Source organism: Pseudoxanthomonas sp. PXM04 (assembly GCF_014851695.1).
GTDB classification, from domain to species: Bacteria; Pseudomonadota; Gammaproteobacteria; order Xanthomonadales; family Xanthomonadaceae; genus Pseudoxanthomonas_A; species Pseudoxanthomonas_A beigongshangi.
Genome location: NZ_JACVAG010000005.1, coordinates 123749 through 149934, shown reverse-complemented (window position 1 = coordinate 149934; position 26186 = coordinate 123749). Strand labels below are relative to the sequence as shown.

The window sequence follows — 26186 nt, the reverse complement described above, 5'->3', positions numbered from 1 at the left end:
TTTCTTCCGCGTGCGTTTGACCTTCCCGACCCATCGGGAGAATCGCCATGCGCCACGCTCGTCCCAGCCTCACCCTGCTCGCCGTCGCCCTGCTCGCCGCCTGCCAGTCGCAGCCGGTGGCGGAGTCCCCGTCGTCCGCCTCCTCCCCCGGTAACGCCGACATCACCGCGAACCTGGCCGAGGCCGAGGCGTCTGCCGCCGCCGACGCGGCGGCCACCAGCGCCACCCTGGACACGGTCCGGGTCCGTCAACAGGCCGGTGCCCGGCCGCGAACCGAGTACGGTCGCCCCATCCCCAGCGCGGCCGCCGCGCCTCCCCCGCCCGCCGCGATGAAAATGAGTACCGGGTACGTGGCGTTGCGAAGCCCCGGGCTTGTCTCCTCGTCAGAGCCGGCCAACACCGAACGCTACGCCGCGCGCGACGACAACCCGGTCCACCGCGCCAGCGAGCAGCCAGTGTCGACCTTCTCCATCGACGTGGACACCGGCAGCTACAGCAACGTGCGGCGGATGCTGCGCGACGGCGTCCGCCCTCCCGCCGACGCGGTGCGCGCGGAGGAGTTCATCAACTACTTCGACTATCACCATCCGGCGCCGGCCAACCGCGACATCCCGTTCCGGGTGACCACCGAACTCGCCGCCGCGCCATGGAACGGCAAGCGCCAGATCCTGATGGTCGGCATCAAGGGCTACGACGTGCCCAAGGCGACCCTGCCGCCCGCCAACCTGGTGTTCCTGATCGACACCTCCGGCTCGATGGATTCGCCGGACAAGCTGCCGCTGCTGAAGCAGGCGTTCGCGCAACTGGTGCCGCAGCTGCGCGCGCAGGATCGCGTGTCGGTGGTGGTCTATGCCGGCTCCGCGGGACTGGTGCTGCCGCCTACCCCGGGCGACCGCCACGACGAGATCCTCGGCGCGCTGGATCGCCTGCAGGCCGGCGGTTCGACCAACGGCGGCGACGGCATCCGGCTGGCCTACGCGATGGCCAAGCAGGCGTTCGTGAAGGACGGCGTCAACCGGGTGATCCTGGCCACCGATGGCGATTTCAACGTCGGTACCGTGGACCAAGGCGCACTGGAGACGCTGGTCGGCGACCAGCGCAAGTCGGGCATCGCGCTGACCACGCTGGGCTTCGGCCAGGGCAATTACAACGACGCGATGGCCGAGCGCCTGGCCGACGTGGGCGACGGCAACCACGCCTACATCGATACCCTGCAAGAGGCGCGCAAGGTGCTGGTGGAGGAAATGCAGTCCACCCTGCTGACCATCGCCCGCGACGTGAAGATCCAGATCGAGTTCAATCCGGCCTACGTCTCCGAGTACCGCCTGATCGGTTACGAAAACCGCCTGCTCAAGCGCGAGGACTTCGCCAACGACAAGGTCGACGCCGGCGATATCGGCGCGGGCCACGAAGTCACCGCGCTGTACGAGATCACACCCGCCGGTTCCGGCGCCGATCGCCTGCCGCCGCTGCGCTATGGCCAGGCCGGTTCCGCAGCCGCATCGCGTGGCGTGGCCGGTGGCGAGATCGCCCACCTGCAACTGCGCTACAAACCGCCGGGCCAGGAGACCAGCCGCCTGATCGCGACGCCAATCCGGGCCGATGCCCTCAGCCAGAAACCCAGCGAAGGCTTCCGCTTCGCCACCGCGGTGGCGGCGTACGCCGATCTGCTGCGCGGCGGGCAGCACATCGACAACTGGAGCTGGGCCCAGGTGCTGGCCGCCGCGCGCGGTGCCGAAGGTTCGGATCGGTTCGGCCTTCGCCGCGAATTCACCGGCATGGTGGAACAGGCCCGGCAACTCGCCACGGCGCAGGCGACGGACACCCCCGCCATCGCCGCCGGCGAATAGGGAAAAACATCCCGCTGGTCAGGAGCGCCGTCCCGGCGCGAGCTCTCCCGGGACGGCGAAGCGAATGGCTTGATTCAATCCTGGCGGTGGACGGCGCCGTCCGCCGTTCAGCGCGCGCCCATGTGCGCGGCAGGCCGTCCCAGCAGGTAGCCCTGGCCGAAGTTGCAGCCCAGTTCCAGCAAGGCGCCGCGTTGCTCCTCGGTCTCGATGCCCTCGGCGATGGTGTCGATGCCCAGGGTGCTGGCCAGCGCGAGGATGGCGCGGACCAGGCCGGGACTCTCGGGCCGGGTTTCGTCGCCGATGCCCGCCACGAAGCTGCGATCGATCTTCAGTACCGAGATCGGAAAACGGTGCAGGTACGACAGCGCCGAGAAACCGGTGCCGAAGTCGTCGAGCTGCGCCAGGATGCCGTGCTCGCGCAACGTGCTGAGGATGCGCAGGGTGCGCGGCGCGTCGTCGAGCAGCGCCACCTCCGTGATTTCCACCCGCAACCGCGCCGGATCCGCGCCCTGGGCCTCGAACAGCGCCAGCAGGCGGTCGGCGAAATCCGGCGAGCGGAAATGCCGTGGCGACACATTGACCGACACGTAGCCCTCGCCGCCGCGCGCAATCTGGTTCACCACCTGTTCGTAGATCAGCCAGTCGACCTGTTCGATCAGTCCGCTGTCCTCGCCCAGGCTGATGAACTCGGCCGGCGCCAGCAATCCGCGCCGCTCGTGCTGCCAGCGCAGCAGCGCCTCGTAGCCGACCACCTCGCCGTCGTCCAGCCGCAGGATCGGCTGGTAGTACGGCACGAAATCGCGGTTGTTGATCGCGCGCCGCAGGTCCGCCTGCAGGTCCAGGCTGTGCATCGCCGCCTCGCGCATGGCCTCGTCGAACATCGCGCAGCGATCACGTCCCTGCTCCTTGGCCCGGTACATCGCCGCGTCGGCGTCGCGCAGCAGTTCCTCGCCATTGCGGTAGCGCGGGTGCCAGACCGCGATGCCCAGGCTTGCCGAGGGATACAGCTCGCGCCCGGCCACCCACATCGGCCGGCTCAGCACGGCCAGCAGCCGCTGCGCCAGCTCGCGGATGTTCTCCTCGCCGTCGGCGTACTCCATCAGGATGGCGAACTCGTCGCCGCCCAGACGCGAGACCACGTCGCTGCCGCGCACGGTCATGGTGATGCGGCGTGCCACCTCGATCAGCAGTTCGTCGCCGGCCGCGTGGCCGATGCTGTCGTTGACCAGCTTGAAGCGATCCAGATCGAGGAACAGCACCGCGAACGCCTGGCCGTCGCCATGGCGGGCACGTTCGATGGCCGCGGACAGCCGATCCAGCAGGTGCGGCCGGTTCGGCAGTCCGGTGAGCGCGTCGTGGGTGGCCTGGTAGGTCAGGCGTTGTTCGGCGCGCAGGCGTTCGTTGATCTGGGCGCGCAACTGGGTGTTGGCGTCGGCCAGTTCGCGGGTCCGTTCCTCCACCCGCCGTTCCAGCTCGGCGTGCGCGGCGCGCAGGTTCTCCTGCGCGCGCTGCCGGCCCAGGCCGTTGCCGATGTTGTGGGCGACGAAGTTCAGCAGGCTCTGGTCGTGCTGGGTGAACTTCACCTCCGGCGAATAACTCTGCACCACCACCACGCCCTGCACATCGTCGCCCTGGAACAGCGGCACGCCCAGCCAGCTGTGGGCCGGCGGTCCGTGCTGGACGACCTTGCCCTCGCCGCTGAGTTGGGCGATGACGGCGCGGTCGGCCAATAGCGGCTTTCCGGTCTCGATGACGTACTCGGTCAGGCCGTTGCCGATCCGGCGCGAGCGCCGCAGTGGGTCGCGCTCGTCGATCGAGTAGGGGAACGTCAGGGTCTGCCTGTCCTCGCTGAGCAGCGCGATGTAGAAATTGCGCGCGTCGATCAACTCGTCCACCACCGCGTGCACGTCCGCGTAGAAGCGCTCCAGGCTCTCGGAAGTGATGGCGAGATCGGCGATCCGGAACAGCGCGCTCTGCAGTTTCTCCGCGCGCTTGCGCTCGATGATTTCGGCTTGCAGCTCGCGGTTGGCGCGCTGCAGTTCGTGGGTGCGCGCTTCCACCCGGTGCTCCAGGTCCGCGTGCGCGTGCTTGCGATCCAGCGCGGTGAGGATGTGCTGGGCCACGTAGCCCAGCAGCGCGCGATCCTCGTCGGCGTAGCTGGCCGGAGTGTCGTAGCTCTGCACCACGATGGCGCCGCACACGCGATCGTCGCGGCGCATCGGCACGCCCAGCCAGTCCAGGCTGTCCGGGCCGTGGCTGGGATCGCGGATGACCCCCAGTTTCTGCCGGATCACCGCCGAAGGTCCGCGCAACGGCTGGCCGTGGCGCAGCAGCGCGAAGGTCATGCTGTTGGCCATTTCCTCTTCGGTGAACTCGCGCTCCGGCTCGGCGACGTAGGCGTCCTTCTGGTCGGCGAAATACAGGAAGCGGATGGTCCGGCGCTGGTCGTCGTAGGAAACGATGTAGCAGTTCTCCGCGTACATCAGCGAATTCACCACCGCGTGGATGCGGCGGAGCATCTCGCTCATCTCCAGCCCGGTGCCGGCCAGATCGGCGATTTCGTACAGCGCCTGCTGCAGGCGCTTGGATTTTTCCAGCGAAACGATCCGGGCATGCGCGCGCGCCGTGTCCAGGGTCGCGCCGATCATCGCCTTGGCCAGCCGGCACCAGGAGTCACGCCTCGCCTCGGGCACCGGTTGCGGCAATGCCACCGCCAACGCCATCCGCGCGTTGCCGTCCGCGTTTTCCCAGGCCAGCAGCCAGCCATCCTCCGGGTCGACCGGCGAACCCTCGCCCAGCGCGTGTTCGGCGCGCCGGCGCAGGCCGGCGGAGGCTTCGGCCGTGGCGACGCCGCCCGCGCCCAGCGCCCAGTCGCGCCAGCTGATCGCCAGTTCGGCGCCTGGCGGCAGGCCTTCCAGCAGCACGCCCAGGATCCGTTCGGGTGCCACCGCCTCTCCTTCGCCGGGCAAGGTGCCGACACGCTCGTTCTGGCTGGGCACCCCGGTTCCGGACAGCATTGGCTTCAAAATGAAAGTTCCCCGTGCCGAGCATAACGCCAATGCGGTCCGTGAACGGCAACCCGCGCCACAAACTCCGGTGCGAACCCCGCAATGGCCGTCCATCCGTTTTCACGGACATGCATTTCGTTCCGGTCCCCGCCCTGCTTTTCGATGCGCCCCGCCCCGTGCCGGATGCATTTTCGTTCAGCAACCTGACGCTCGGCCGCTTCCCGGAAAAGCGCGAAGCCCTTACGCTGATCGCAGTGAACGACGCCGCCGAACCCGCCGATGAAGCATTGATGCTGGCCTACGCCGCCGGCGATGCATCGGCTTTCGAGCGGCTCTACGCCCGCCACCGGGGACCGCTGTACCGGTTCCTGCTGCGCAACCTGCGCGACGGCGCGCTGGCGGACGAGTTTTTCCAGGATGTCTGGCAGCGGGTCATCAGTGCGCGCCAGGGCTGGAAACCGGAGGCGGCCTTCACCACCTGGCTGTTCCGGATCGCCCACAATCGCCTGAACGACCATTGGCGGGCCGCCCGCCATCGCCCGGCGGCCCCCGAGGACGCGGACGAGCGCACCGCGCGGGTGCCGGATCCGGACACGCCCGAGCGGCAGCTCTCCGAGTTCGAGCAGCGGCGGCGCCTGCAGATGGCGTTGTCCGAACTTCCCGAGGACCAGCGCCAGGTGGTGCAGTTGCGGCTGGAGCAGGAACTGAGCCTGGAGGAAATCGGCGACATCACCGGCGTGGGTCGGGAAACCGTCAAATCGCGGCTGCGCTACGCGATGGACAAGTTGCGCGCGAGACTGAACGAATGAACCGCCGTCCCCCCGAACCGTTGAATGCCGAAGAACGCCAGCTGGCCGATCAGCTGGCGCGGCTGGGGCCGCACGGCGAACCCTCGCCCACCCTCGATGCCCGCATCCTGGCGGCCGCGCACGACGCGGTGGTGGCCCGTCCGGCCGCGCGGCGCAAACCGCGCTGGCCCGTGGCGATGGGCCTGGCCGCCAGCGCCCTGCTCGCGGTGGGCATCGCCTGGCAGCTTCGGCCGGTCGACGAAATCCCCTCGGCGGAGCAGACCGCGCTGCCCGAGGCTCGCCTCGTGATCGCCGACGACCCCCAGGCGGCGGACGCCGCGGACGCCGCGGCCGCCGCGCCGGCCGACGCCCCGCCCGCATCCGCCCGGCAAGTCGCCCCGCCGGCACCGGCCTCGGTCGTGCAGCCACCCGCGGTTGCCAAGCCGATGGCCATGCCCCGTCGCGCCCCGGCCGAACGCGTGGCCACGCGCGAAGCCATCCCGCCCGCCAGACGGCAGGCTCCCGCTCCGCAAGCCGCGGCCGAGCCGGCATCCGTACCCGCCGTCGAATACGGCCGCCCGCTGGCCGCGCCGCCCGCGCCACCCCCGCCTGTCGCCGCGACAGCCCGCGCCGATGCCACCACCCTGGACAGCGTCGCCATGCCACCTGCGTCCGTGCAGGCCTATGGAAATGCCAGCAGCGCCGACCGCCCGGGCTTCGTCGCCGATCCGGAAACCACCGCGGCGATTGCCGCCAGTCGCGAAAAGGCGCGCGCCGAACAGGCCCGCGATGCCGCCGACGCGGCCGAGGCCGCCCGTGGCGGCGCGGAGGCGCGCGTGCGGCGCGGACTCGTCGCGCCCAAGCCCGCCACCCAGCCCGCGCCGCCCCCACCCGCGATCACCACCTCGGCCCCGGTCGCGCCGGCCCCCGCCAGCGCCACCCGCAACGCGCTCAAGCGCACCGACCTGCAGTTGCCGGTCATCGAAGACACCAAGCTGCCGCCGGAAGACTGGCTGGAACGCATCCGCCTGCGCCGGGACCTGGGCGATCGCGCCAGCGCGACCGACAGCCTGATGCGCTTCAAGCAGAACCATCCCTTCCAGAAGGTTCCCGACGATCTGAAGGAACTGCTGGGCGAATGAGCCACACCCTGGCCGCCCAGGCCTCGCACCTGCTGGAGGTCAAGCACAGCCGGTTCCTGGTCGCCGCCGCGCCGGTGACCAGCCCGGAGGATGCGTTGGCGTTTCTGGCCGACGTCGCCGACCCCGCCGCCACCCACAACTGCTGGGCCTACCGGATCGGCGCCGAGTACCGCTCCAGCGACGACGGCGAACCCGCCGGCACCGCGGGACGCCCCATCCTGGCCGCGATCGACGGCCAGGGCTACGACCAGGTGATGGTGGTGGTGACCCGTTGGTACGGCGGCATCAAGCTGGGTGCCGGTGGCCTGGTCCGCGCGTACGGTGGCGCGGCCGCCGAATGCCTGCGGCTGGCCGAACGCAGGCCGCTGATCGTGATGCGGACGCTGGAACTGGCCGCGCCGTTCGAGGACCTGGGGGCCGTGCATGCCGCCCTGGCCGGATTCGGCGCGGAGAAACTGGACGAGTCCTTCGACGAACACGGTGCCCGCCTGCGCCTGCGCCTGCCGGCCGAACAGGGGGACGCCTTGAAAATCCACCTGCGCGACGCCACCCGTAACCGGGTGCGCTGGTCCGGGCCGGAGCCGGATGCCTGATCGGGATGCCTGATCCGGAAGACACCGGTCACGGGCGAATCCAATCCGGAAGAATTGTGGAAGCGGCCCGGCGCCGGACCGCTTCCACAGCGTTTCCTATGGAACCTTCATGAGTGCTGCCCAAGCGCCGGCCGACGCCGGCACCGACGATGCCCGCGCGGCCCGCCCCAAGGCCAAGCTGGGCAGCCTGCGCGCGTTGTGGCCCTTCATCCGCCAGCACGCCGGCCTGTTCACCGCCTGGCTGGTCGCCCTCGCGGTCGCCTCGGCGGCCACCCTGAGCCTGCCGACCGCCTTCAAGCAGATGATCGACCAGGGCTTCGGCGCCGGCGGTGCCGGCATCAACCAGGCCTTCGGCGCGATGTTCGTGGTGGTGGTGGTGCTGGCACTGGCCAGCGCGGCGCGCTTCTATTTCGTCTCGCTGCTGGGCGAGAAGGTGGTGGCGGATCTGCGCCAGCGCCTGTACGCGCACCTGATCGGCCTGGATGCGGAATTCCACGACCGCACCCGCAGCGGCGAGCTGATCTCGCGGCTGTCGGCCGACAGTGAACTGCTGCGCAGCGTGGTCGCCAGCAGCATGTCGGTGGCCCTGCGCAGCAGCGTGACCGTGATCGGCAGCCTGGTGATGCTGTTCGTCACCAGCCCGCGCCTGGCCGGATTCGCGCTGCTGGGCATCCCCCTGGCGGTGCTGCCGATCGTGCTGGGCTCGCGCCGGCTGGGCAAAGCCTCGCGCGCCAGCCAGGACCGGGTGGCCGATGCCAACACGCTGGCCAGCGAAACCCTGGGCGCGGTGCGCACCGTGCAGTCGCACGCGCGTGAAAGCTACGAACGCGGCCGCTTCGACGCCGCGCTGTCGGTGGCAGTGGACACTTCGCGCCGGCGCATCCGCGCCCAGGCCTGGGTGACCGCGACGGCCATCACCCTGATCTTCGGCACCATCGTGCTGGTCCTGTGGATGGGCGCGCACGACGTGGCCGAGGGCGCGATGACTGCCGGCACGCTGGCCCAGTTCGTCCTCTACGCCCTGATCGGCGGTGGTTCGGTCGGCGCGCTGGCGGAAGTCTGGAACGAGCTGCAGCGCGCGGCCGGCGGCATGGGCCGCATCGCCGAACTGTTCGAGGAAACGCCGCGCATCGCCGTGCCCGCGCAGCCGCGTGCGCTGCCCGAGCCGCTGCATGGCGAGATCCGTTTCGAGCAGGTGGTGTTCCACTACCCGTCCCGCCCGGACCTGCCCGCGCTCGATGGCTTCGACCTGGCGGTGAGGCCCGGCGAGACGGTCGCGCTGGTCGGTCCGTCGGGCGCCGGCAAGAGCACCGTGTTCTCCATGCTGCTGCGCTTCCATGACGTGCAGTCCGGCGCGATCCGCGTGGACGGCGTCGATGTGCGCGAGCTGGATCCCACCGGCCTGCGCGAACAGATCGCGCTGGTTCCCCAGCAGCCAACCATCTTCGCCGCCAGCGCGGCCGACAACATCCGCTACGGTCGACTCGACGCCAGCGACGAGCAGGTACGCGCCGCCGCCGAGGCGGCCGAGGCCGACGATTTCCTGCGCGAGCTTCCCGACGGCTTCGACAGCCAATTGGGCGAACGCGGCGCGCGTCTGTCCGGCGGCCAGCAGCAGCGCATCGCGATTGCGCGCGCATTGCTGAAGGACGCGCCTATCCTGTTGCTGGACGAGGCCACCAGCGCGCTCGACGCGCAGAGCGAACGCGCCGTGCAGCATGCGCTGGAACGACTCATGCAGGGCCGCACCACCCTGGTCATCGCCCATCGCCTGGCTACCGTGCTCAAGGCCGATCGCATCGTGGTGATGGATCGCGGCCGCATCGTCGCGCAGGGCACGCACGAGGAACTGCTGGCACAGGATGGCCTGTACGCGGAACTGGCGCGCCTGCAGTTCCTCGACTGAGGATGCCATCGGTCGTGCGCCCCGGTTAACATCCCGGTTCCACCGGATTCCATTGCGAAGGACCTGCCATGACCGACTGCAGCTGCGAACATCCCCTCAACGATTCCCAGTACATGGAACGGGGCGGACAGCACCTCAAGAGTTGCCCGCGCTGTTCCAGCCAGGCGGGTCGGCATGTCTTCCATCCGGTCGGCCACTTCGGCATGCGCACGATGGCCGATGGCCAGGAAATCGTGCAGTCCTGGTGTCCGGCCTGCCGCTCCAACTCCACCCCGGAAAAGCCCGTCTACGCGTGCCGTTGATCACGCACGGCAGTCGAACGGCGTCGGACATGTCCACTCCCGGGCACAGGCGGCGATGAACCTGGCCCTGTTCGATTTCGACGGCACCCTCACGGTCCGCGAAATGATGCCGGACTTCATGCGCGCCGCGGTTCCGCCGGTGCGCCTGGCCGTGGGCCAGGTGGTGCTGGCACCGATGGTGCTCGGTTATCGCGCCGGCTGGGTGTCGGGCCACCGGGTGCGCGCGACCATTGTGGATTTCGGTTTCCGCCGGGTCGCCGAAAGCCGCCTGCGCGACGCCGGCAAGGCGTTTGCCGATCAGGTATTGCCCGGCGTGCTGCGCGTGGACGCAATGGAACGCCTGCACTGGCACCGCGATCGCGGCGACACCGTGGTGGTGGTGTCCGGCGGCCTGGAGGTCTACCTGTCGCACTGGTGCCAGGCACAGGGACTGGAACTGCTCTGTTCGCAGTTGGAAAGCCGCGACGGCCGGATGACCGGGCGCTATCGCGGCACGCAGTGCGTGGGCGAGGAAAAGGCGCGCCGCATCCGCGAACGCTACGACCTGTCACGCTACGAGCGCATCCACGCCTACGGCGACACCCACGAGGATCACGCGATGCTCGCCCTGGCGCACGAGGCGTGGTACCGCGGCCAGCCCTGGCGTCGCGACTGACGGCGTCCGGAAAGGGCTCGGCGGCCCCGTTGCAACGCTTTTGTTCGACTGAACCGGTGACGGATCACGCCGCTTCCGGCGCGGGCTCCGGCTCCGGCAACACCAGCGGCACCTTGATGCGGGCGCGGCTCGGGAACGCATGCCGCAGGATCCGCCAGGCCACCTGGCCGAACTGGCGTGGCAGCGAGCCGGTATTGTAGTGCTGGCCATAACGCGCGCAGATTTCGCGCACTTCCACCGCCATTTCCGCGTAGCGGTTGGCCGGGATATCGGGGTAGAAATGGTGTTCGATCTGGTGGCTCAGGTTGCCCGACATCACGTTCATCCACCGGCCGCCGCCAATGTTGGAGGATCCGCGCAGCTGGCGCAGGTACCAGTGGCCACGCGATTCGTTCTTGATGCATTCCTTCGGGAAGGTCTCGGCATCGGCGGTGAAATGTCCGCAGAAGATGATCACGTAGGTCCATACGTTGCGCATGCCGTTGGCAACCAGGTTGCCCAGCAGCACCGGCAGGAAGAACGGGCCCGCCAGGGCCGGGAACACCAGGTAGTCCTTGATCAACTGGCGCGACATCTTGCGCAGCACCGGACGCGCCTTGCGTCGCAGCTGCGCGGCGGTCATCTTGCCGTGCCACCAGCGGCCCAGCTTGAGATCCTGGATGGCCACGCCCCACTGGAAATACAGCGCGAAGACGATCGCGACGAGCGGCTGCACCAGGTAGAACGGCTTCCACTTCTGCTCGGGAAAGATCCGCAGCAGGCCGTAACCGATGTCGTCGTCCAGGCCGCGGATGTTGGTGTAGGTGTGATGGCGGAAGTTGTGTGTATGCCGCCAGTTCTCGCTGGTGGCGACGATGTCCCACTCGTAGGTCCGGCCGTTGATCTGCGGGTCGCCCATCCAGTCGTACTGGCCGTGGATGACGTTGTGGCCCAGTTCCATGTTCTCCAGGATCTTGGCCCCGCCCAGCAGCAGCGCGCCGAGGATCCAGGTGGGCCAGAACAACCACGCCCAGGCCTGTCCCGCCGCCAGCAGGCCGCCCAGCAGGGCGGAAGCGAACAGCAGCGTGCGCGCGGCCACTTCGGTATAGCGGACCGCGGCGATGATGCGGCGGATGTAGCGTGCGTCGCGCTCGCCCACCGTGGCCACCGTGCGTGCGCGCAGCGCGTCCAGTTCTTCGCCGAAGCGATCCAGTTCGGTGGAGGTCAGGGCCCGGTTGCGTGCAGCGCTCATCAGAGATCCAGTTCCAGATCGGTCACGGCGCTGTTGATGCACAGCTTCAGCGCCTGGGTGGGGTCCTGCGCCAGCGCGCCGCTGGGCAGATGACGGGTGGCGCCGGTGGCCTTGCCGCAGGCGCAGGTATTGCAGATGCCCATGCGGCAGCCGGATTCGGGTTTCAGCCCGGCCTCCTCCAATGCCACCAGCAGCGATTGGCCGCGCGCCACCTGCAGGCGGCGGCCACTGCGGGTCAGATGGACTTCGACTTCGCCGCTGTCTTCGATGGCATTCGGCGGCGGGCTGAACGCCTCGGCCTGGAAGCCGGCGACGCGGCCTTCCAGCAACCGCCGCGCGGTCTCGACGAAACCGCCGGGACCGCAGGCCATCGCCCGCCGTCCGGCCAGCGCGGGAATCCGCGCGTCCAGCCAATCGCCATCAATGCGGCCGGCCTGCTCGTCGGCCTCCCGCGCGGCCTCGCCGGTCAGGCCGAGATGCACGCGGAAACGCGGATGGCGGATCGCCAATGCACGCAGCTCATCCAGGAAGCACAGCTCCTCGCGGGTGCGCGCCCAGTAAGCGAGATCCAGATCCACCGGCATGCCTTGGGCCGCCAGTTGCCGGGTCAGCGCCATCAGCGGGGTGATGCCGCTGCCGGCCGCGAGAAACAGCCAGCCGCCCTCGGGGTGCGCCGGCAGGCACAGTTCGCCGAACGCCGGACTCAGTTCGAACACTTCGCCCGCCCGGGCCTGGCCGTACAGATACTGGCTGACCCGCCCCGCCTCGATCGCCTTGACGGTGATCGCCAGCAGGCCGTCCGCGCGCGGCGGTTCGGTCAGGCTGTAGCTGCGGGTATGGCGGACGCCGCCGATGTCCACGCCCAGGTTGACGTGCTGTCCCGGCCGGAATCCGGCCCAGTGCCGGTTGGGCCTGAGCCAGAGTGTCACCGCGCCCTTCGCTGCGTCCTCGCGGGCCACCAGACGCGCGCGCGGGCGGTCCCAGGTCCAGTTGCGGTTGAGCCTGCCGGCCCAGAAATCGAAGACATCGGGCGCGACCAGCGGGCTGATCAGCCGCCGCAGCGCACCCGATGGGCGGCGGGCGGCGGGAAGGACACGGGCGTTCATGGGGGCACTATACCGGTGTCAATACAGTCGTGTATACAACCGTATATTAATTCTTGCCGCTATGATGCCGGCCAGTCCCTTTCCATTCAGCCCCGTACGCTTCCATCCATGTCCACCTCCCTCCTCCCGCACGACGACCACGGCCCCGGCCGCAAGGCGACGATCTCCCGGGAGGACCTGCTGGCGGCGGCGCTGAAGCTGCTCGGACCGCACCGCAGCGTCTCCACCCTCAGCCTGCGCGAGGTCGCGCGCGAGGCCGGCATCGCCCCGAACAGCTTCTACCGGCAGTTCCGCGACATGGACGAACTGGCGGTGGCGCTGATCGACGTGGCCGGCAGTTCGCTGCGCAAGATCATCGGCGAGGCCCGCCAGCGCGCGGCCAGCAGTGATCGCAGCGTGGTGCGCAGTTCGGTGGAAGCCTTCATCGAACAGTTGCGCGCCGACGACAAGCTGCTGCACGTGCTGCTGCGCGAGGGCACGGTCGGTTCCGACGCCTTCAAGCAGGCGGTGGACCGTGAACTGGAATTCTTCGAGGAAGAACTGCGCATCGACCTGATCCGGCTGGCGATCCGCGACAACGCACCGCTGCACGAGCCGGCGCTCGTCTCCAAGGCCATCACCCGCCTGGTGTTCGCGATGGGCGCCACCGCGATGGATCTGCCGCCGGAAAAAGATCCGGAACTGATCGATCAGGTCTCGCAAATGGTGCGCATGATCATCACCGGCTCACGCGCCCTCGCCGCCGGCCGCTGACCTCGCCGCTCAGGGCGCGGCTCAGGGGATTATTCGGATCGGCGTGCCGACCGGCACTCGCCGCCATATCTCGTCCATTTCCGCATTGGTTACCGCGATGCAGCCATCGGTCCAGTCGCCGCGGTAACCCGGCGGCGTCGCGCCATGGATCATGATGTCGCCGCCCGGATCCACGCCACGCGCGCGTGCCTGCCGGCGATCCGCCTCGTTGGGATAGGAAACGCGCAGCGACAGGTGGAAACGGCTGCGCGGGTTGCGGTAGGTGATGCGGTAATCGCCTTCCGGCGTCTTCTCGTCGCCCTGCTGGCGCTTGTGTCCGACCGGCGCGTCGCCCAGGGCGATCCGGTAGGTGGCGATGACCCGGCCGGCCCGCAGCAGCTCCATGCGCCTTTGCGCCTTGTAGACCTGGATGGCATCGGCCCGCTGCGCGACGGGCAGCAGGTCCGGCGGCTCGCCGGCCCATGCGCCACCGGCGAGTACTAGCAGTGCCCACAGCCACCATCCCGCATAGCCACCCAGGCCGGCGCGCGGGCGACCCTTCCGAATCGATGCCATCATGCGCGCCATCGTAGCGCAGCCCATCGGCCGTCACGTACGGCCGGCCCACCCGCTCGCTTTGCGTGCCCTGCCAGTTGAAACCGCCGCGATTGCATTTCATGGATAGCGCGGACATCAATGGCGCGATGAAGATGTCCGCTTCCATCGTGCCCATCGTGCTAGTGTCGCTTTCCTGGCTGCCCCTGCATGCGGAAGCGACCGAGACCATCGTCTGCCGCGACACCGCCACGGGTGCCGAAATCACGGTCGCGATCAGCCTGACGCAGGAGGCCGCGGGCGATGGCGTTCATGGCCTGCGCATCGATCATCCCGCGCTCAGACCCACCGAAACGTGGCGCGTGGAGCACGCCCGCCTGAACTACCACGCGCATGTTCTCAGACTGCGCGCCCGCAGCAGCGACACCCCGCGCGACAATGTGCTGGAACTGCGCACACACGGCGCCCACGGCACCCTGACCTCCCCGGCACGCCAGCTCACCCAGTCCTGCGACTGGTCCGCTTTCGACTAGCTAAAGCCCGCGCCGGGGACGGCGCTCCTACCCCTTGTCCCCCACCTCGCGGCAGGAGCGGCCTCCGGCCGCGAGCTCTTCCGCTTTGCCGAACCATCCGCCAAAAGCTCGCGCCGGGACGGCGCTCCTACCCCCTTGCCCCTCACCACGCGGTAGGAGCGGCCTCCGGCCGCGAGCTCTTCCGCTTTGCCGCGGCATCCGCCAAGCCTCCGCTCTCAGACCGGCCAGCGGCACCACCAATGGGGATAGTCCCTGAAATCCTCCACCAGCCGTGCACGCATCGGGTTTTGCAGGCAATACGATATGGCCTGATGCAGGGCTTCCTCGGTCTGGAGAGCACTGTCGTGATAGCCCGCCTGCCAGAGCCGCCCCTGTCGGGAAAGCACGCGATTCAGGGCATGAGCCGTGTAGCCTTTGTAGCCGTGCATCAATCCGGCCAATGTTCCGGTTCGTAGCTGCACGACCATGTGGACGTGATCCGGCATCACCATGATTGCTTCGAGTTCAATTCTGTTGCGTATCTCCAGCCATCGTGCCGCATCAATGACGAGCTTCGCCGCCTCTGATTTCCTAAGCCACGGTTGCCGCCGATGACAGCAGATGGTCAGCAGGTAGTAGGACGAAGGAACGGAAGCTCGTCCATGTCGCAAGCGACAGGCAGCAGGTGACATGCGGATGATTCATATCCAGGAATGTCCGCCTCATTCAAACGACATTATTGGTGATTGGATATCGGACGACACCGCCTTCCCGTCTCGGAAGATTCCGGTAGGAGCGGCCTCCGGCCGCGAGCTCTTCCGCTTTGCCGAACCATCCGCCAAGAAAGCTCGCGCCGGGACTGCGCTCCTACCCCCTTGCCCCTCACCACGCGGTAGGAGCGGCCTCCGGTCGCGAGCTCTTCCGCCTTGCCGAATCACCGCGCAAAAAGCTCGCGCCGGGGACGGCGCTCCTACCCCCTTGCCCCTCACCACGCGGTAGGAGCGGCCTCCGGTCGCGAGGTCTTCCGCCTTGCCGAACCACCGCGCAAAAAGCTCGCGCCGGGGACGGCGCTCCTACCCCCTTGCCCCTCACCACGCAGTAGGAGCGGCCTCCGGTCGCGAGCTCTTCCGCTTTGCCGAACCACCGCGCAAAAAGCTCGCGCCGGGGACGGCGCTCCTACCGGATGGTGATGAATTGGCGTCTACGCGGGTAGCGCGCGTGCGAGCAGGCTATCGGCGGCGTCGATGCCCGGGCGGCTGCCGAAGGCCCATCCCTGTCCGGCGGCGAGCCGACCGCGGATGAAGGCACCGGCGGCAGGGCTGCCGGCGCGCAGCAACACGGTCGCCTGCAGGGCCAGTGCGAGCCGTTCGGTCAGGTTGCGCGCGCCGGCTTCGCTGGCGTGCGCCAGATCCGTCATCAGCGTCGCGACGAAGCTGTCGAAAGCCGGCTCCCTGCCCGCCACGGATTCCAGTTCGGCCGCCAGCGCCGCGCGGGTGTCCGGCTCGCGCGCCAGCGCGCGCAGGACGTCCAGGCACTGGATGTTGCCGCTGCCTTCCCAGATGGAATTGAGCGGCGCCTGCCGGTACAGCCGCGGCAGGATGGATTCCTCCACGTAACCCGCGCCCCCCAGGCACTCCTGCGCCTCGTTGACGAAGGCGGGCGTGCGCTTGCAGATCCAGTATTTGCCGATGGCGGTGGCGATGCGGGCGAAAGCCGCCTCGCCCGCATCGCGCGGCGCGCGGTCGACGGCGCGCGCCACCCGCAGCGCGAAGGCCGTGGCCGCCTCGGATTCGATCGCCAGATCCGCCAGTACGTTCGCCATCAGCGGATGGTCGACAAGCGCCTTGCCGAACGTGCGACGGTGACGCGCATGGTGCAGCGCCTGCGCCAGCGCCATGCGCATTTCCGCCGCCGAGCCGAGCATGCAGTCGAGCCGGGTGAGCATCACCATCTCGATGATGGTCGCCACGCCGCGTCCTTCCTCGCCCACCCGCCAAGCCAATGCGTTGCGGAATTCCACTTCGCTGGAGGCGTTGGACCAGTCGCCCAGTTTGTCCTTCAGGCGCATCAGCGCGAAGCCGTTGCGTTCGCCATCGGGCAGACGACGCGGCATCAGCAGACAGGTCAGCCCGCCCGGCGCCTGCGCCAGCACCAGAAAGCCATCGCACATCGGCGCGGAGAAGAACCACTTGTGCCCGACCAGCCGGTAGCCCTCGCCGTCCGGCGTCGCGGTGGTGGTGTTGGCGCGCACGTCCGAGCCGCCCTGCTTCTCGGTCATGCCCATGCCCAGGGTGATGCCCGCCTTGTCGGCCAGCGGCAGATCGCGCGGGTCGTACAGCGGCGCGGCGGCCGCTTCCGCCCAGGCCGCCAGCGCCGGTTCGCGCCGCAGTACCGGCACCGCCGCGTGGGTCATGGTCAACGGACAACTGGTGCCGGCGTCGGCCTGGTAGTGCAGATAGCTCAGCGCCGCCCTCGCCACGTGCGCGCCCGGTTGCGGGTCATGCCAGGACAGGCCAGCCACGCCATGCGTCTTGGCCGCCTCCATCAGCCGGTGATAGGCCGGATGGAATTCCACCGCGTCGATGCGATGACCGAAGCGATCATGCGTGCGCAGGCGCGGGCGATCGCGGTTGGCGTCGAAACCGATGCGGTACAGCTCGTCGCCCGCCAGCGCGCCATACACGGCCAGCCGCGCCGCGAACGCCGCACCGCCTTCGCGGTCGACCGCCTCGCGCAGGGCGATGTCGTCGGCCCACAGATCGCGCGGCTCGAACGCGGGTGGCTGGTTTTCGACCCGATGGGTTTCGAAGGGCGGCAATCCGTTCATCGCGTGGACTCCATCACGGCATGCGCCTGGATTCTCCCCCAAAAGCGCGCCGGATGTGGGCGTCGGGCCCGCCGGTTCAGCCCAGGCCGGCGAGCGCCTGCAGGAACGCCGGCTGCAGCGGAAGCTTGCCGAACACGCCGTGCTGGGTACCGCTGAGCACGCGCAGCATGTGCCGGCTTCCCCATGGCAGGCGTCCCAGGGGCAGGAACGCGACATCGCGCGCATGCGCGATCCAGTCGTGCTCGGACTGGAAGATCGGCGTCAGCCAGCGGCTCCAGAACTGGTAGATGCGCACGTGCGCCTCGCGCTCGCGCTGGTAGCGCGCCAGCGCGGCCTCGACTTCGGTTTCCGCGCGCAGCGCGTCACGCAGCGCCAACGCATCCATCAGCGCCATGTTCACGCCCTGCCCGAGCTGCGGGCTCATCGAATGGGCCGCGTCACCGGCCATCACCAGCCGGCCACGCGACCAGCGGGTCAGCGCGGCTTCGCGGTAGCTCGCGCGCGCCAGTTGCGCCGGCTCCACCAATCCCGCCAGTTGCGCTTCGATCCCGGGCCAGATCGCCGCCACTTCGCGCCGCCAGCCTTCGACACCCTGACCGTGCCACTGCTCGAACGTGGCGGTCGGCAGGCTCCAGAAGAAACTCAGCCTCGGCGTGCCGTCATCCGGCCGCGTGCCCACCGGCAGCATGCCGATCATCTTGCGCGCGGCGACATAGCGCTGGCGCAGTTCGTCCGGCCATGGCCATTCCCCCTGCGGCACCAGGCACCACAGCGCGCCCCAGGGATACGGCGCATCCAGCCTGACCGCGCCGGTGTGCCGGCGCAGCCGCGAGGCCGAACCATCGGCGGCGATGATCAGATCGTAGGGGCCATGACGGGCGCCGGTGTGATCGCGCAGCCAGCGTGTGTCTTCCTCGACCTCCTCGATGGACACGCCCTGGCGCACTTCGGTCCGTCCCGGCCAGGCGTCGGCCAGCAGCGCGAACAGCGCGCCGCGTTGCATGCCCAGGCCGAACAGCCCCACGTCCAGCCGCGCATAGCGCATGTCCATCACCGCGCGACCGCAGGGCGTCTCCCCGTACAACCGGCGCACGCGCCGTCCGTGCGCCAGCGCGGCCTCCAGCAATCCCAGCTCCCACAGCACCTGCAGGCCGGTCGGCTGCAGCAGGAATCCTGCTCCCACCGGCCCCAGTTGCGGTGCGCGTTCGAACACCTCCACCGCATGTCCGTCGCGCGACAGCAGCAGGGCCAGGGCCTGGCCGGCGGTGCCGTATCCGACGATGGCGATGTGTTGTTTCCGCATCCGTGTGGGTCTCCCCTTCCTTCATAAAAAACCCCGCCGAAGCGGGGTTCGAGAAATCTCGCAGCGTTGCAATCAGTCGGACGGCGTGACGCTGCCGGCCTGTGCGCCCTTCGGGCCCTGGGTCACTTCATAGGTTACCCGCTGGCCTTCTTTCAGGCTGCGGAAGCCCTTGGAGTTGATCGCTGAGTGATGCACGAAGACATCGGCGCTGCCATCTTCTGGCGCGATGAATCCGAAGCCCTTGGCATCGTTGAACCATTTCACGGTACCGTACGGCATAGCGCTTGCGTTTCCTTTGTAAGGTGCGGGTGGTTGACGTGCGGCGACAACCGCACCCGCCGAGTATGCAAAGGCTTTGCCGCGTTGACAATCACCCGCGCGCGAGTTCGCCAATCAGTTCCGGCAGTCCCGACGAGGCCGCTTCGACGTTGGCCAGCACCTCGGCCATCGTGATCTCCTCGCCGGTGCCGCAACCGGCCGCCCAGTTGGCGACGATCGCCAGGCAGGCGTAATCCAGCCCCAGTTCGCGCGCCAAGCCGGCTTCCGGCATGCCGGTCATGCCCACCAGATCGCAGCCGTCGCGACGCATCCGCGCGATCTCCGCCTTGGTTTCCAGGCGCGGGCCCTGGGTGGCGCCATAACAGCCGCCATCCACAAGTTTGACGCCGGTCACGCGCGCGGCCGCGACGATCTTGTGCCGCAGCAAAGGCGTGTAGGGCTCGCCGAAATCCACGTGCAGCACTTCGCTGCCGGGCTCCTCGCAGATCGTGGAGATGCGCCCCCAGGTGTAATCGATGATCTGATCCGGGCAAGCCAGCACGCGCGGCCCGAACCGTTCGGTAATGCCGCCGACCGTATTGAGCGCCAGCACACGGGTGGCGCCGATGTCCTTCAGCGCGGCCAGGTTGGCGCGGTAGTTCACCTGGTGCGGCGGCACCGAATGGCCTTCGCCATGGCGGGCCAGGAACGCCACCTTCTGCCCCAGCAGGTGACCGAGGCGGATCGGCCCGGACGGTTTGCCGAAGCGGGTATCCACTTCGCGCGTTTCGACGTCGGCCAGCGCGGCCAGGCGATAGACGCCGGTGCCGCCGATCACGGCCAGCGCGATGCCGCTCATGCCTCTTCCTTCAGCGCGTAGATGGCCGGCAGGTTGCGACCCTGCTCGTAGTAGTCCATGCCGAAACCGAACACGTAGCGATCGGCGACTTCCACGCCCATGTAGTCGGCCTGCACGCCTTCGACGCAGCGGTCGTGGCGCTTGACGCTGAGCGCGGCGATGCGCACGTCGGTGGCGCCCTGCTCCAGGCACCACTGGCGCACCGCCAACAGGGTATGCCCTTCGTCGAGGATGTCGTCGACCAGCAGCACGCGGCGGCCGTACAGCGCGGTGGCCGGACGATGCTTCCACACCAGTTCGCCGCCGGCGGTCTCGCCGCGATAGCGGGTGGCGTGCAGGTAGTCGAATTCCAGGTCCAGCCCGCGCGCGCCCAGTTCCAGCGCCAACTGGCCGGAGAACGGCAGCGCGCCATGCATGATGGTCAGGTACACCGGCACTTCGCCGGCGTAGTCGCGCGCGATCGGTTCGGCCATGCGCGCGATCGCCTGGTCGAGGGTGGCGCGGTCCACCAGCAGATCCGCGTTGGCCAGTGCATCGGCCAACGGCGGCCGCGTCGTTCCCAGTTTGCTCATCACACCACTCCTGTATTGCCGAGCACGCGCGCCTGCGCCTGCCCATAACGTTGATCGGCCAGCAGGCCGTCCCAGCCCAGCGCGCCGCGGCCAATCAGGCCCAGCAGCGCCGCGGTGCTCAGGGCGCGCCCTTCCACCGCCTTGAGCGATTCCTCCACCAGCTTCGGCGAACACACCAGCACCACGTCGCAGCCCGCGTCCAGGTGCAGGTCGATGCGCGCCTTCACGCCGCCGGCGGAGAACGCCGCGGCCATGCCAATGTCGTCGGAGAACACCACGCCGCGGAAACCCATTTCCGCGCGCAGGATGTCCTGGATCCAGCGCGGCGAGTAGCCGGCCGGCTCCGGCGCCACCGCCGGGTATTTCACGTGCGCCATCATCACCGCGTCCGCGCCGGCCTCGATGCCGGCCACGAACGGCAGCAGATCCTGCCCGCGCAGTTCCTCCAGCGTACGCGGATCGGCCGCGTCGTCGAAGTGCGTGTCTTCCAGCACCGTGCCGTGGCCGGGGAAATGCTTGAGGGTGGCCGGCATGCCGACGCTGTGCATGCCCTGCACGTAGGCGCGGGTGAACGCGGCGACCACCGTCGGATCCGCGTCGAACGCGCGATCACCGATGGCACGGTTGCCGCGCGCCAGATCCACCACCGGAGCAAAGCTCAGGTCGATGCCGCTGGCGCGGATCTCGCTGGCCATCAGCCAGGCGTGTTCCTGCGCCAGTTGCAGGGCGCCCTGCGGGTCCTCGGCGTAGCGCTTGCCGAAGCCTTCCAGTGGCGGCAGCGCGCTGTAGCCCTCGCGGAAGCGCTGCACGCGGCCCCCTTCCTGGTCCACGCAGATCAGCTGCGGGCGCGGCGCCGCGTCGCGGATGGCGGCGGACAGGTCGGTGACCTGCGCGCGCGAGGCGAAGTTGCGGGTGAACAGGATGACGCCGGCGACGGCGTCGTGCTGCAGCCAGTCGCGCTCCTGGGCGCTGAGTTCGGTGCCGGCGATGCCGATGACGAGCATGGTGGAATCCTCAGGGAAGGTCGCTGGCGTCGCGTTCGGCCGCGGACCACTGCGAGTACGGGCGCGACGCCAGGGCCAGATTGTAATAGCGCAGGCTGTCGGTGACCTGCCTGCCGATCCAGTCCGGTTTCACGAAGGCTTCATCGGCGCTGGCCAGTTCAATCTCGGCCACCACCAGGCCGGCGTTCTCGCCCAGGAACTCGTCCACCTCCCACAGGTGCCCGGCATGGCGGACATGGTGGCGGCGTTTGTCGATCAGCCCGCCCACGCACAGGTCCAGCAGCGCGCGCGCCTCTTCCACCGGGATGGGATAGTCGAACTCCTGGCGGGTATGGCCGAGCTCGCGCGACTTGAGGTTGAGATAAGCCTCGTCGCCCTGGATGCGCACGCGCACCGACGCCTTCTGCCGGCCCTCGTCCATCGCCGCCATGTCGTTGATGTAGCCCTGCGCCATCGGCACCACCTCGTGCGCCGCCTCGCGCCAGCCGTCACCGGTGACCAGGAATTTGCGTTCGATTTCTACAGGCATGGGATTGGGGATTGGGGATTCGGGATTCGGGATTCGGGATTCGGGATTCGGGATTCGGGATTGGCAAATGCAGGCATCGGGAGACTGGGGAAAGGGCTCTTGCGAATCCCCAATCCCCAATCCCGAATCACCGCTTCCGCTCAAACAACGCAATCGATTCGACGTGGGCGGTGTGGGGGAACATGTCCATCACCCCGGCCGCCTTCAGTTCGTAGCCTTGTTCGTTGACCAGGAAGCCGGCGTCGCGTGCCAGCGAGCCGGGGTGGCAGCTGACGTAGACGATACGGTTGAATTGTTTCAGCGGCAGCTGTTGCAGCACTTCGATGGCGCCCGAGCGCGGCGGGTCCAGCAGCAGCTTGTCGAAGCCCTGCCGCATCCAGCCGGTGCCGCGTTGATCCTGGGTCAGGTCGGCGGCATGGAACTGCGCGTTCGCCAGTCCGTTGCGCTGCGCGTTCTCGCGCGCCCGCGCCACCAGGCCGGCATCGCCTTCCACGCCCACCACCTCGCCGACCAGCCGGGCCATCGGCAGGGTGAAGTTGCCCAGGCCGCAGAACAGATCCAGCACCCGATCCCGCGGTTGCGGATCCAGCAACTCGAAGGTCCGCGCGATCATCTTCTGGTTCAGCCCGGCGTTGACCTGGATGAAGTCCAGCGGACGGAACGCCAATTCGACGTTCCACTGCGGCAGCACGAAGGCCAGCGCCGGCGCTTCCGGCCACAGCGGATGCACGCTGTCCACGCCGCCCGGCTGCAGGAAGATGGCGAACGAATGCTGTTGCCCGAACGCGACCAGCGCGGCGCGGTCGGCATCGCCCAGCGGCCTCAGATGCCGGAACACCAGGGCGATGCCGCCGAACTCCGCCGCGGTGGCATCGCCGGCGATGAATTCGATCTGCGGAATGTCGGCGCGCGCGTCCAGGCCATCGACCAGCGCCGCCAGCGCGGTGATGCGTCCGCCGATCTCGGGGATGACGGTATGGCATTCGGACAGATCGGCGACGAAGCGTGGATCCTGCTCGCGGAATCCAACCAGGGTCTTGTCCTTCTTGTCGACCCGGCGCACCGAGAAGCGGCCCTTGCGCCGATAGCCCCAGCTCGCATCCACCAGCGGCGCCAGCACGCTGCCGGGAGCGACGTGGCCGATGCGCTCCAGGTTTTCCATCAGCACCCGCTGCTTGGCGTGGATCTGCTTGTCCTCGTCCAGGTGCTGGAGCACGCAGCCGCCGCAGGTACCGAAATGCGCGCAGCGCGGCGCGACCCGATCCGGCGAGGCCTGCAGCACGTCCAGCGTGCGCGCTTCGTCGAAATGGCGGTTCTTGGCGGTCTGCTCGGCCATCACCCGCTCGCCCGGCAGCGCGCCGGCCACGAACACGGCCTTGCCGCTCTCGCCCGGCGCGGCGGGCCGGCGGGCGACGCCCCGGCCGTCGTGGGTCAGGTCGAGGATCTGGGCTTCAAAAGGGGTCTTGTCGATGCGGGGGGAACGGCTGCGGGCCACGTGGCGAAAGCTGCGTGCGGACTACGGGGCGCCATTGTCGCATGAGCGGGGGCGGGCCTCTCCCGCCCCCCCCCCGCCAAAAGCAAATCCCCCGTCGCCCGCTGCGCGGCCGCCCGCCCCCTTTTTCAAAGGGGGCTAGAAAGCAATCTCCCAGCTCCGATGCGTTCGAGATGCTCAAGAAAACCTGGCTTTTGCCTCCCCTTGGCCAGCCATTCGGCTGTTGAAGCGCAAAAGGGAGACCGAGCGGGATTTGCTCTTCAGCCTCCGGCGTCCTACTTCTGCTTCCACCCGCCCGCATCCTGGTACCACCAGCCCCCCCGGGCGCTGGCGATCCACTGCTGGGCGAAGGTCTGGCGGATCTGCGCTTCCCACTCCGGGTGACCGTTGGCCACCGCGATCTCGCGATATACGGCCTTGCGGTCGCGATTGTCGTCGGCCACCGCCTGGGTGATCGCCACCCGGTCCTTGAGCGCCAGCTTGCCGGCGTCGCGCACTTCGATCATGCCGTCGCGGGTCAGTCCGAGCGCACCGGCATCGAAACCAGCCTGCAACTGGTTGCGGAAGCGGGTGGCCATGCGGCCCTGGATGGCCTGGATGGCCGGGGTCTTGATGTTGATGTCCGCGCTTTCCTGCGCGTGCGCGCTGGCAATGCCGACCAGCGACAGCCAATCGAAACCGCGGCGCGAGACCGGCATCAGCGATGCGCTGCCGCCCGGGGTGGTCGGCGCGCTGGAATCGGGCTTGGCCTCCGGCGTGGTGGGCGACTTGGCGTCGTCGCCGATCACCTTCTCGACGAACTCGCGCGCGGCCTCCTTGGCTTCGGCGGCCGGGAAATAGACGTTGATGGTGACGCATGCGGTCAGCAGCAACGCGGCGGCGACAGAGGTTCCCAACCAACGATGCATGTGTGTCTCTCCTGGATGGCTACTGGAATACCGGTTTGCTTTCGCCGCGGGTCACGTCGCCCAGGCGCTTGACCAGGGTCGGCCAGTCGACCTGGTGGTTGTAGCCCACCACGGTCAGGCGCGGCAGTCCCTGGCCTTCGACAATGATAAAACCGGCTCCGGCTGAACCCAGCCCGTCCATCCGGCAGACCTCCTCGGACAGGCGGCAACGGATGCCGATGCGGCGATAGCCGAAGTCGTCGAACAGTTTGAGCGCCTGCGCCTGCAGGCTGCTGCCCAGACCCTGGCCGCCGCCCACGCTGGACAGATCCTGCACGGCGCGCTGGCTGATCCGCTGGCGCCCGCGCCACTGCGGATCGGTATGCAGGTCGGCGTCGAATCCCTGCGGACTCCAATCCACCAGGCGCAGATCACGAATGTGGCCATCCAGCGCGCCGGTGATCTCGCCGAAGCCGAACACGCCGGTGAGCGCCTGCAGATCCAGATCATCCAGCGCGATGTCCGCCGACAGCGTGGGCGCGGTGCCGAACGGACGTTCCATCGACAGGCCGGAAACTTCCACGCTGCCGCCGAACATGTGCGCGGTCAGGACGCCGTCGAAGTCGAGGCGATCCTCGGCATAGCGCACGCGTGGAATGCGTCCGCTGAGGTTGCCCTGGAACGCGGGCCAGTGCATCGCCGTGGCGAGCCGGCCGATGTCCAGGTCCTTCACGCTCAGGCCGAAGTCGAACGACAGCCCGCCCGACGCCCGCGGCGGATGCAGGTTCAGGGCTTCGAAGGTCATGCCGCCGCCCAGCGCGGGCACGGTGACCGCTTCGCGCAACGCGAGTGCCCCGTCGCCGCTGCGCAATGGGAACTCGGCCGCGCCAAACGGCAGTCCGTGCAGGGCGCCGCCGCCCCAGCGCAGGACACTGTCGCGCCGGTTGCCGCCGGACAGCACCGGATTGCCCTGCACGCCCAGCAGGCGGAAACGATCGCGACCATCGATCAGATCGACATCGCGCAGCTCCATCTCCGCCTCGCGCAGCGCGCCGGCTTGCAGATCCACCCGCGCCGCCAACGCCCCGCCCATGCGCAGATCCGACAGGCCGGCCAGGCCCAGCCAGCCGGACAGGTAGCGCGCCTGCAACGGTGCCAGGTCGTCGCTGCGCATCCGCAGCGCGGCATCGCTCAGGTTCAAGGCGGGATCCAGGCTCAGACCGCCGGTCACCTGCAGGGCCGCGCCGTCGTCCCAGGCCAGCGTCGGCAATTCCCAGCGCCCGTCCGGCCAGCGCCGCGCGGCCACGTTCACCCCCACCGGCGTATCCGGCAAGGCGATGTAGGCGTTGCCCGCGAGCAGTTCGCCGCCACGCAGCTCGCCGTCCAGGGTGACCAGCCTCTGCCGCGGAAACTGCCGGTAGTCGATCCGCAAGGCGGCCGACAGGCCTTCGGCGGCAATGCTGCCGTCCGGCGTGTCCAGCGAGAGTCCGCCGAGCCGGAGCGGCCCTGAGACCTGCAATGGACCGCGTTCGGGCACCCGCAGGTCCAGCCTGCCATCCAGGCGCCCGCCTTTCAGGCGCGCATCCGCCCAGCCCTGCGCGACCAGCGCCTGCGCCCAGCTCACGGGCACCTGCACCAGATTGATCCGGGTGAGATCCGGCGCGGCCGCGTTGCGCTCCATCGCCAGCGACGCGGGACCGCCGGCCAGCCGGGCATGGGTATGGGTCAGGTCGATGGCCACGTCCAGCCGCAGCGGCGAACCGCCGGCCTGGGTCACCCTTCCGTCGCACCGCCACCGTTCCCCGGCCTCGCGCCGCAACGGACAGCTCCAATGAACGTCGTGCCAGCGATAGCCCAGATCGTCCGCCCGCAGGCCACGTGCCCGCAGGGACAGCTCGCCGGTGTCGGCGGCCGCCGGCCAGGCCAGGCGCACGTGCACGTCCTCCAGCACCGCCACCGGCGTGCTCACCCGCGCGATATGCACGCTGGCGACGCGGGCCTGCGCCGGGAACAGCGGTGTCAACCCGATCAGCACCAGCAGCGTTAACATGCGAACGCACATGGGGGCAGCATAA

At 69.0% G+C, this 26186-nt stretch carries 24 protein-coding genes; 9 read left to right on the top strand and 15 right to left on the bottom strand.

Features of this window, described 5'->3' with window-relative positions; genetic code table 11:
• Positions 1–47 precede the first annotated feature (47 nt).
• On the top strand, positions 48–1850 hold the full coding sequence (locus tag IB228_RS13535) for a VWA domain-containing protein (protein WP_192198873.1): 1803 nt from the start codon (positions 48–50) through the stop codon (positions 1848–1850).
• A 107-nt stretch (positions 1851–1957) separates the two neighbouring features.
• Here the strand turns inward: IB228_RS13535 and IB228_RS13530 are convergent, their stop codons facing one another.
• Entirely contained in the window at positions 1958–4849 is a 2892-nt protein-coding gene (locus IB228_RS13530; protein ID WP_343227082.1) for an EAL domain-containing protein, read from the bottom strand.
• A gap of 263 nt (positions 4850–5112) precedes the next feature.
• Between IB228_RS13530 and IB228_RS13525 the strand changes: the two genes are divergently transcribed.
• The 6 genes from IB228_RS13525 to IB228_RS13500 all read left to right on the top strand — a co-directional run bounded on the left by IB228_RS13525 (position 5113) and on the right by IB228_RS13500 (position 10244).
• Positions 5113–5667 carry an RNA polymerase sigma factor gene (locus IB228_RS13525; RefSeq protein WP_141456413.1) on the top strand — a complete coding sequence of 185 codons (555 nt, stop codon included), beginning with the start codon at positions 5113–5115 and terminating at the stop codon, positions 5665–5667.
• On the top strand, positions 5664–6788 hold the full coding sequence (locus IB228_RS13520) for a hypothetical protein (protein ID WP_192198871.1): 1125 nt from the start codon (positions 5664–5666) through the stop codon (positions 6786–6788). Before IB228_RS13525 ends, IB228_RS13520 begins: the two co-directional genes overlap by 4 nt.
• The gene (locus IB228_RS13515) at positions 6785–7381 is read left to right on the top strand and encodes a YigZ family protein (RefSeq protein WP_192198870.1); all 597 of its coding nucleotides are present in this window, start codon (positions 6785–6787) and stop codon (positions 7379–7381) included. Before IB228_RS13520 ends, IB228_RS13515 begins: the two co-directional genes overlap by 4 nt.
• A gap of 109 nt (positions 7382–7490) precedes the next feature.
• Positions 7491–9287 (top strand): ABC transporter transmembrane domain-containing protein, encoded by a 1797-nt coding sequence (locus IB228_RS13510; RefSeq protein ID WP_192198869.1) that lies wholly within the window; start codon positions 7491–7493, stop codon positions 9285–9287.
• Between the two features lie 68 nt (positions 9288–9355).
• Complete coding sequence (locus IB228_RS13505; protein ID WP_183637461.1) at positions 9356–9589, top strand: hypothetical protein; 234 nt, start codon at positions 9356–9358, stop codon at positions 9587–9589.
• Between the two features lie 55 nt (positions 9590–9644).
• Positions 9645–10244 (top strand): HAD family hydrolase, encoded by a 600-nt coding sequence (locus IB228_RS13500; protein WP_192198868.1) that lies wholly within the window; start codon positions 9645–9647, stop codon positions 10242–10244.
• Between the two features lie 64 nt (positions 10245–10308).
• Here IB228_RS13500 and IB228_RS13495 read toward each other — a convergent pair whose 3' ends face one another.
• Together IB228_RS13495 and IB228_RS13490 are read right to left on the bottom strand one after the other, a co-directional pair.
• Positions 10309–11475: an acyl-CoA desaturase gene (locus tag IB228_RS13495; protein WP_192198867.1), complete on the bottom strand. Its 1167-nt coding sequence runs from the start codon at positions 11473–11475 to the stop codon at positions 10309–10311.
• Complete coding sequence (locus IB228_RS13490; protein ID WP_192198866.1) at positions 11475–12581, bottom strand: ferredoxin reductase; 1107 nt, start codon at positions 12579–12581, stop codon at positions 11475–11477. Before IB228_RS13490 ends, IB228_RS13495 begins: the two co-directional genes overlap by 1 nt.
• A 108-nt stretch (positions 12582–12689) precedes the next feature.
• Here IB228_RS13490 and fabR point away from each other — a divergent pair, with 108 nt between their 5' ends.
• A complete protein-coding gene (fabR, locus tag IB228_RS13485; RefSeq protein WP_183637473.1) occupies positions 12690–13334 on the top strand; it encodes an HTH-type transcriptional repressor FabR in 645 nt (214 codons plus the stop codon).
• A 21-nt stretch (positions 13335–13355) separates the two neighbouring features.
• Here the strand turns inward: fabR and IB228_RS13480 are convergent, their stop codons facing one another.
• Positions 13356–13892: a L,D-transpeptidase family protein gene (locus IB228_RS13480; RefSeq protein WP_225562452.1), complete on the bottom strand. Its 537-nt coding sequence runs from the start codon at positions 13890–13892 to the stop codon at positions 13356–13358.
• Positions 13893–13990: 98 nt separating this feature from the next.
• Between IB228_RS13480 and IB228_RS13475 the strand changes: the two genes are divergently transcribed.
• On the top strand, positions 13991–14401 hold the full coding sequence (locus IB228_RS13475; protein ID WP_192198865.1) for a hypothetical protein: 411 nt from the start codon (positions 13991–13993) through the stop codon (positions 14399–14401).
• A 215-nt stretch (positions 14402–14616) separates the two neighbouring features.
• On the opposite strand, the gene IB228_RS13470 is transcribed toward IB228_RS13475, so the two are convergent.
• The 11 genes from IB228_RS13470 to IB228_RS13420 form a co-directional block, all read right to left on the bottom strand.
• The gene (locus IB228_RS13470) at positions 14617–15072 is read right to left on the bottom strand and encodes a transposase (protein ID WP_192198864.1); all 456 of its coding nucleotides are present in this window, start codon (positions 15070–15072) and stop codon (positions 14617–14619) included.
• Positions 15073–15581: 509 nt separating this feature from the next.
• Positions 15582–17207, bottom strand: coding sequence for an acyl-CoA dehydrogenase family protein (locus IB228_RS13465; protein WP_192198863.1), 1626 nt, complete (start codon positions 17205–17207; stop codon positions 15582–15584).
• A 76-nt stretch (positions 17208–17283) separates the two neighbouring features.
• The gene (locus tag IB228_RS13460; protein WP_192198862.1) at positions 17284–18510 is read right to left on the bottom strand and encodes an NAD(P)/FAD-dependent oxidoreductase; all 1227 of its coding nucleotides are present in this window, start codon (positions 18508–18510) and stop codon (positions 17284–17286) included.
• Between the two features lie 72 nt (positions 18511–18582).
• On the bottom strand, positions 18583–18789 hold the full coding sequence (locus IB228_RS13455) for a cold-shock protein (RefSeq protein WP_141456387.1): 207 nt from the start codon (positions 18787–18789) through the stop codon (positions 18583–18585).
• A 91-nt stretch (positions 18790–18880) separates the two neighbouring features.
• Positions 18881–19627, bottom strand: a complete 747-nt coding sequence (locus IB228_RS13450; protein ID WP_192198861.1) for an S-methyl-5'-thioinosine phosphorylase — start codon at positions 19625–19627, stop codon at positions 18881–18883.
• The gene (locus tag IB228_RS13445; protein ID WP_183637487.1) at positions 19624–20199 is read right to left on the bottom strand and encodes a hypoxanthine-guanine phosphoribosyltransferase; all 576 of its coding nucleotides are present in this window, start codon (positions 20197–20199) and stop codon (positions 19624–19626) included. Before IB228_RS13445 ends, IB228_RS13450 begins: the two co-directional genes overlap by 4 nt.
• Entirely contained in the window at positions 20199–21203 is a 1005-nt protein-coding gene (nagZ, locus tag IB228_RS13440) for a beta-N-acetylhexosaminidase (protein ID WP_192198860.1), read from the bottom strand. Before nagZ ends, IB228_RS13445 begins: the two co-directional genes overlap by 1 nt.
• Before the next feature lie 10 nt (positions 21204–21213).
• Entirely contained in the window at positions 21214–21732 is a 519-nt protein-coding gene (locus IB228_RS13435; protein ID WP_183637494.1) for a CYTH domain-containing protein, read from the bottom strand.
• Positions 21733–21859: 127 nt separating this feature from the next.
• The gene (gene rlmD / locus IB228_RS13430; RefSeq protein WP_192198859.1) at positions 21860–23227 is read right to left on the bottom strand and encodes a 23S rRNA (uracil(1939)-C(5))-methyltransferase RlmD; all 1368 of its coding nucleotides are present in this window, start codon (positions 23225–23227) and stop codon (positions 21860–21862) included.
• A gap of 272 nt (positions 23228–23499) precedes the next feature.
• Positions 23500–24132: a YdbL family protein gene (locus IB228_RS13425; protein ID WP_192198858.1), complete on the bottom strand. Its 633-nt coding sequence runs from the start codon at positions 24130–24132 to the stop codon at positions 23500–23502.
• Between the two features lie 19 nt (positions 24133–24151).
• The gene (locus tag IB228_RS13420) at positions 24152–26161 is read right to left on the bottom strand and encodes a hypothetical protein (protein WP_192198857.1); all 2010 of its coding nucleotides are present in this window, start codon (positions 26159–26161) and stop codon (positions 24152–24154) included.
• Between the last annotated feature and the right edge of the window lie 25 nt (positions 26162–26186).

What these genes read in the sequence shown, in the direction of transcription:
- IB228_RS13535 (WP_192198873.1), top strand. Translation starts at nt 48, where the DNA reads ATGCGCCACGCTCGTCCCAGCCTCACCCTGCTCGCCGTCGCCCTGCTC.
- IB228_RS13520 (WP_192198871.1), top strand. Translation starts at nt 5,664, where the DNA reads ATGAACCGCCGTCCCCCCGAACCGTTGAATGCCGAAGAACGCCAGCTG.
- IB228_RS13515 (WP_192198870.1), top strand. Translation starts at nt 6,785, where the DNA reads ATGAGCCACACCCTGGCCGCCCAGGCCTCGCACCTGCTGGAGGTCAAG.
- IB228_RS13510 (WP_192198869.1), top strand. Translation starts at nt 7,491, where the DNA reads ATGAGTGCTGCCCAAGCGCCGGCCGACGCCGGCACCGACGATGCCCGC.
- IB228_RS13505 (WP_183637461.1), top strand. Translation starts at nt 9,356, where the DNA reads ATGACCGACTGCAGCTGCGAACATCCCCTCAACGATTCCCAGTACATG.
- IB228_RS13500 (WP_192198868.1), top strand. Translation starts at nt 9,645, where the DNA reads ATGAACCTGGCCCTGTTCGATTTCGACGGCACCCTCACGGTCCGCGAA.
- IB228_RS13495 (WP_192198867.1), bottom strand. Translation starts at nt 11,475, where the DNA reads ATGAGCGCTGCACGCAACCGGGCCCTGACCTCCACCGAACTGGATCGC.
- IB228_RS13490 (WP_192198866.1), bottom strand. Translation starts at nt 12,581, where the DNA reads ATGAACGCCCGTGTCCTTCCCGCCGCCCGCCGCCCATCGGGTGCGCTG.
- fabR (WP_183637473.1), top strand. Translation starts at nt 12,690, where the DNA reads ATGTCCACCTCCCTCCTCCCGCACGACGACCACGGCCCCGGCCGCAAG.
- IB228_RS13480 (WP_225562452.1), bottom strand. Translation starts at nt 13,892, where the DNA reads ATGATGGCATCGATTCGGAAGGGTCGCCCGCGCGCCGGCCTGGGTGGC.
- IB228_RS13475 (WP_192198865.1), top strand. Translation starts at nt 13,991, where the DNA reads ATGGATAGCGCGGACATCAATGGCGCGATGAAGATGTCCGCTTCCATC.
- IB228_RS13470 (WP_192198864.1), bottom strand. Translation starts at nt 15,072, where the DNA reads ATGTCACCTGCTGCCTGTCGCTTGCGACATGGACGAGCTTCCGTTCCT.
- IB228_RS13465 (WP_192198863.1), bottom strand. Translation starts at nt 17,207, where the DNA reads ATGAACGGATTGCCGCCCTTCGAAACCCATCGGGTCGAAAACCAGCCA.
- IB228_RS13460 (WP_192198862.1), bottom strand. Translation starts at nt 18,510, where the DNA reads ATGCGGAAACAACACATCGCCATCGTCGGATACGGCACCGCCGGCCAG.
- IB228_RS13455 (WP_141456387.1), bottom strand. Translation starts at nt 18,789, where the DNA reads ATGCCGTACGGTACCGTGAAATGGTTCAACGATGCCAAGGGCTTCGGA.
- IB228_RS13450 (WP_192198861.1), bottom strand. Translation starts at nt 19,627, where the DNA reads ATGAGCGGCATCGCGCTGGCCGTGATCGGCGGCACCGGCGTCTATCGC.
- IB228_RS13445 (WP_183637487.1), bottom strand. Translation starts at nt 20,199, where the DNA reads ATGAGCAAACTGGGAACGACGCGGCCGCCGTTGGCCGATGCACTGGCC.
- nagZ (WP_192198860.1), bottom strand. Translation starts at nt 21,203, where the DNA reads ATGCTCGTCATCGGCATCGCCGGCACCGAACTCAGCGCCCAGGAGCGC.
- IB228_RS13435 (WP_183637494.1), bottom strand. Translation starts at nt 21,732, where the DNA reads ATGCCTGTAGAAATCGAACGCAAATTCCTGGTCACCGGTGACGGCTGG.
- IB228_RS13425 (WP_192198858.1), bottom strand. Translation starts at nt 24,132, where the DNA reads ATGCATCGTTGGTTGGGAACCTCTGTCGCCGCCGCGTTGCTGCTGACC.
- IB228_RS13420 (WP_192198857.1), bottom strand. Translation starts at nt 26,161, where the DNA reads ATGTTAACGCTGCTGGTGCTGATCGGGTTGACACCGCTGTTCCCGGCG.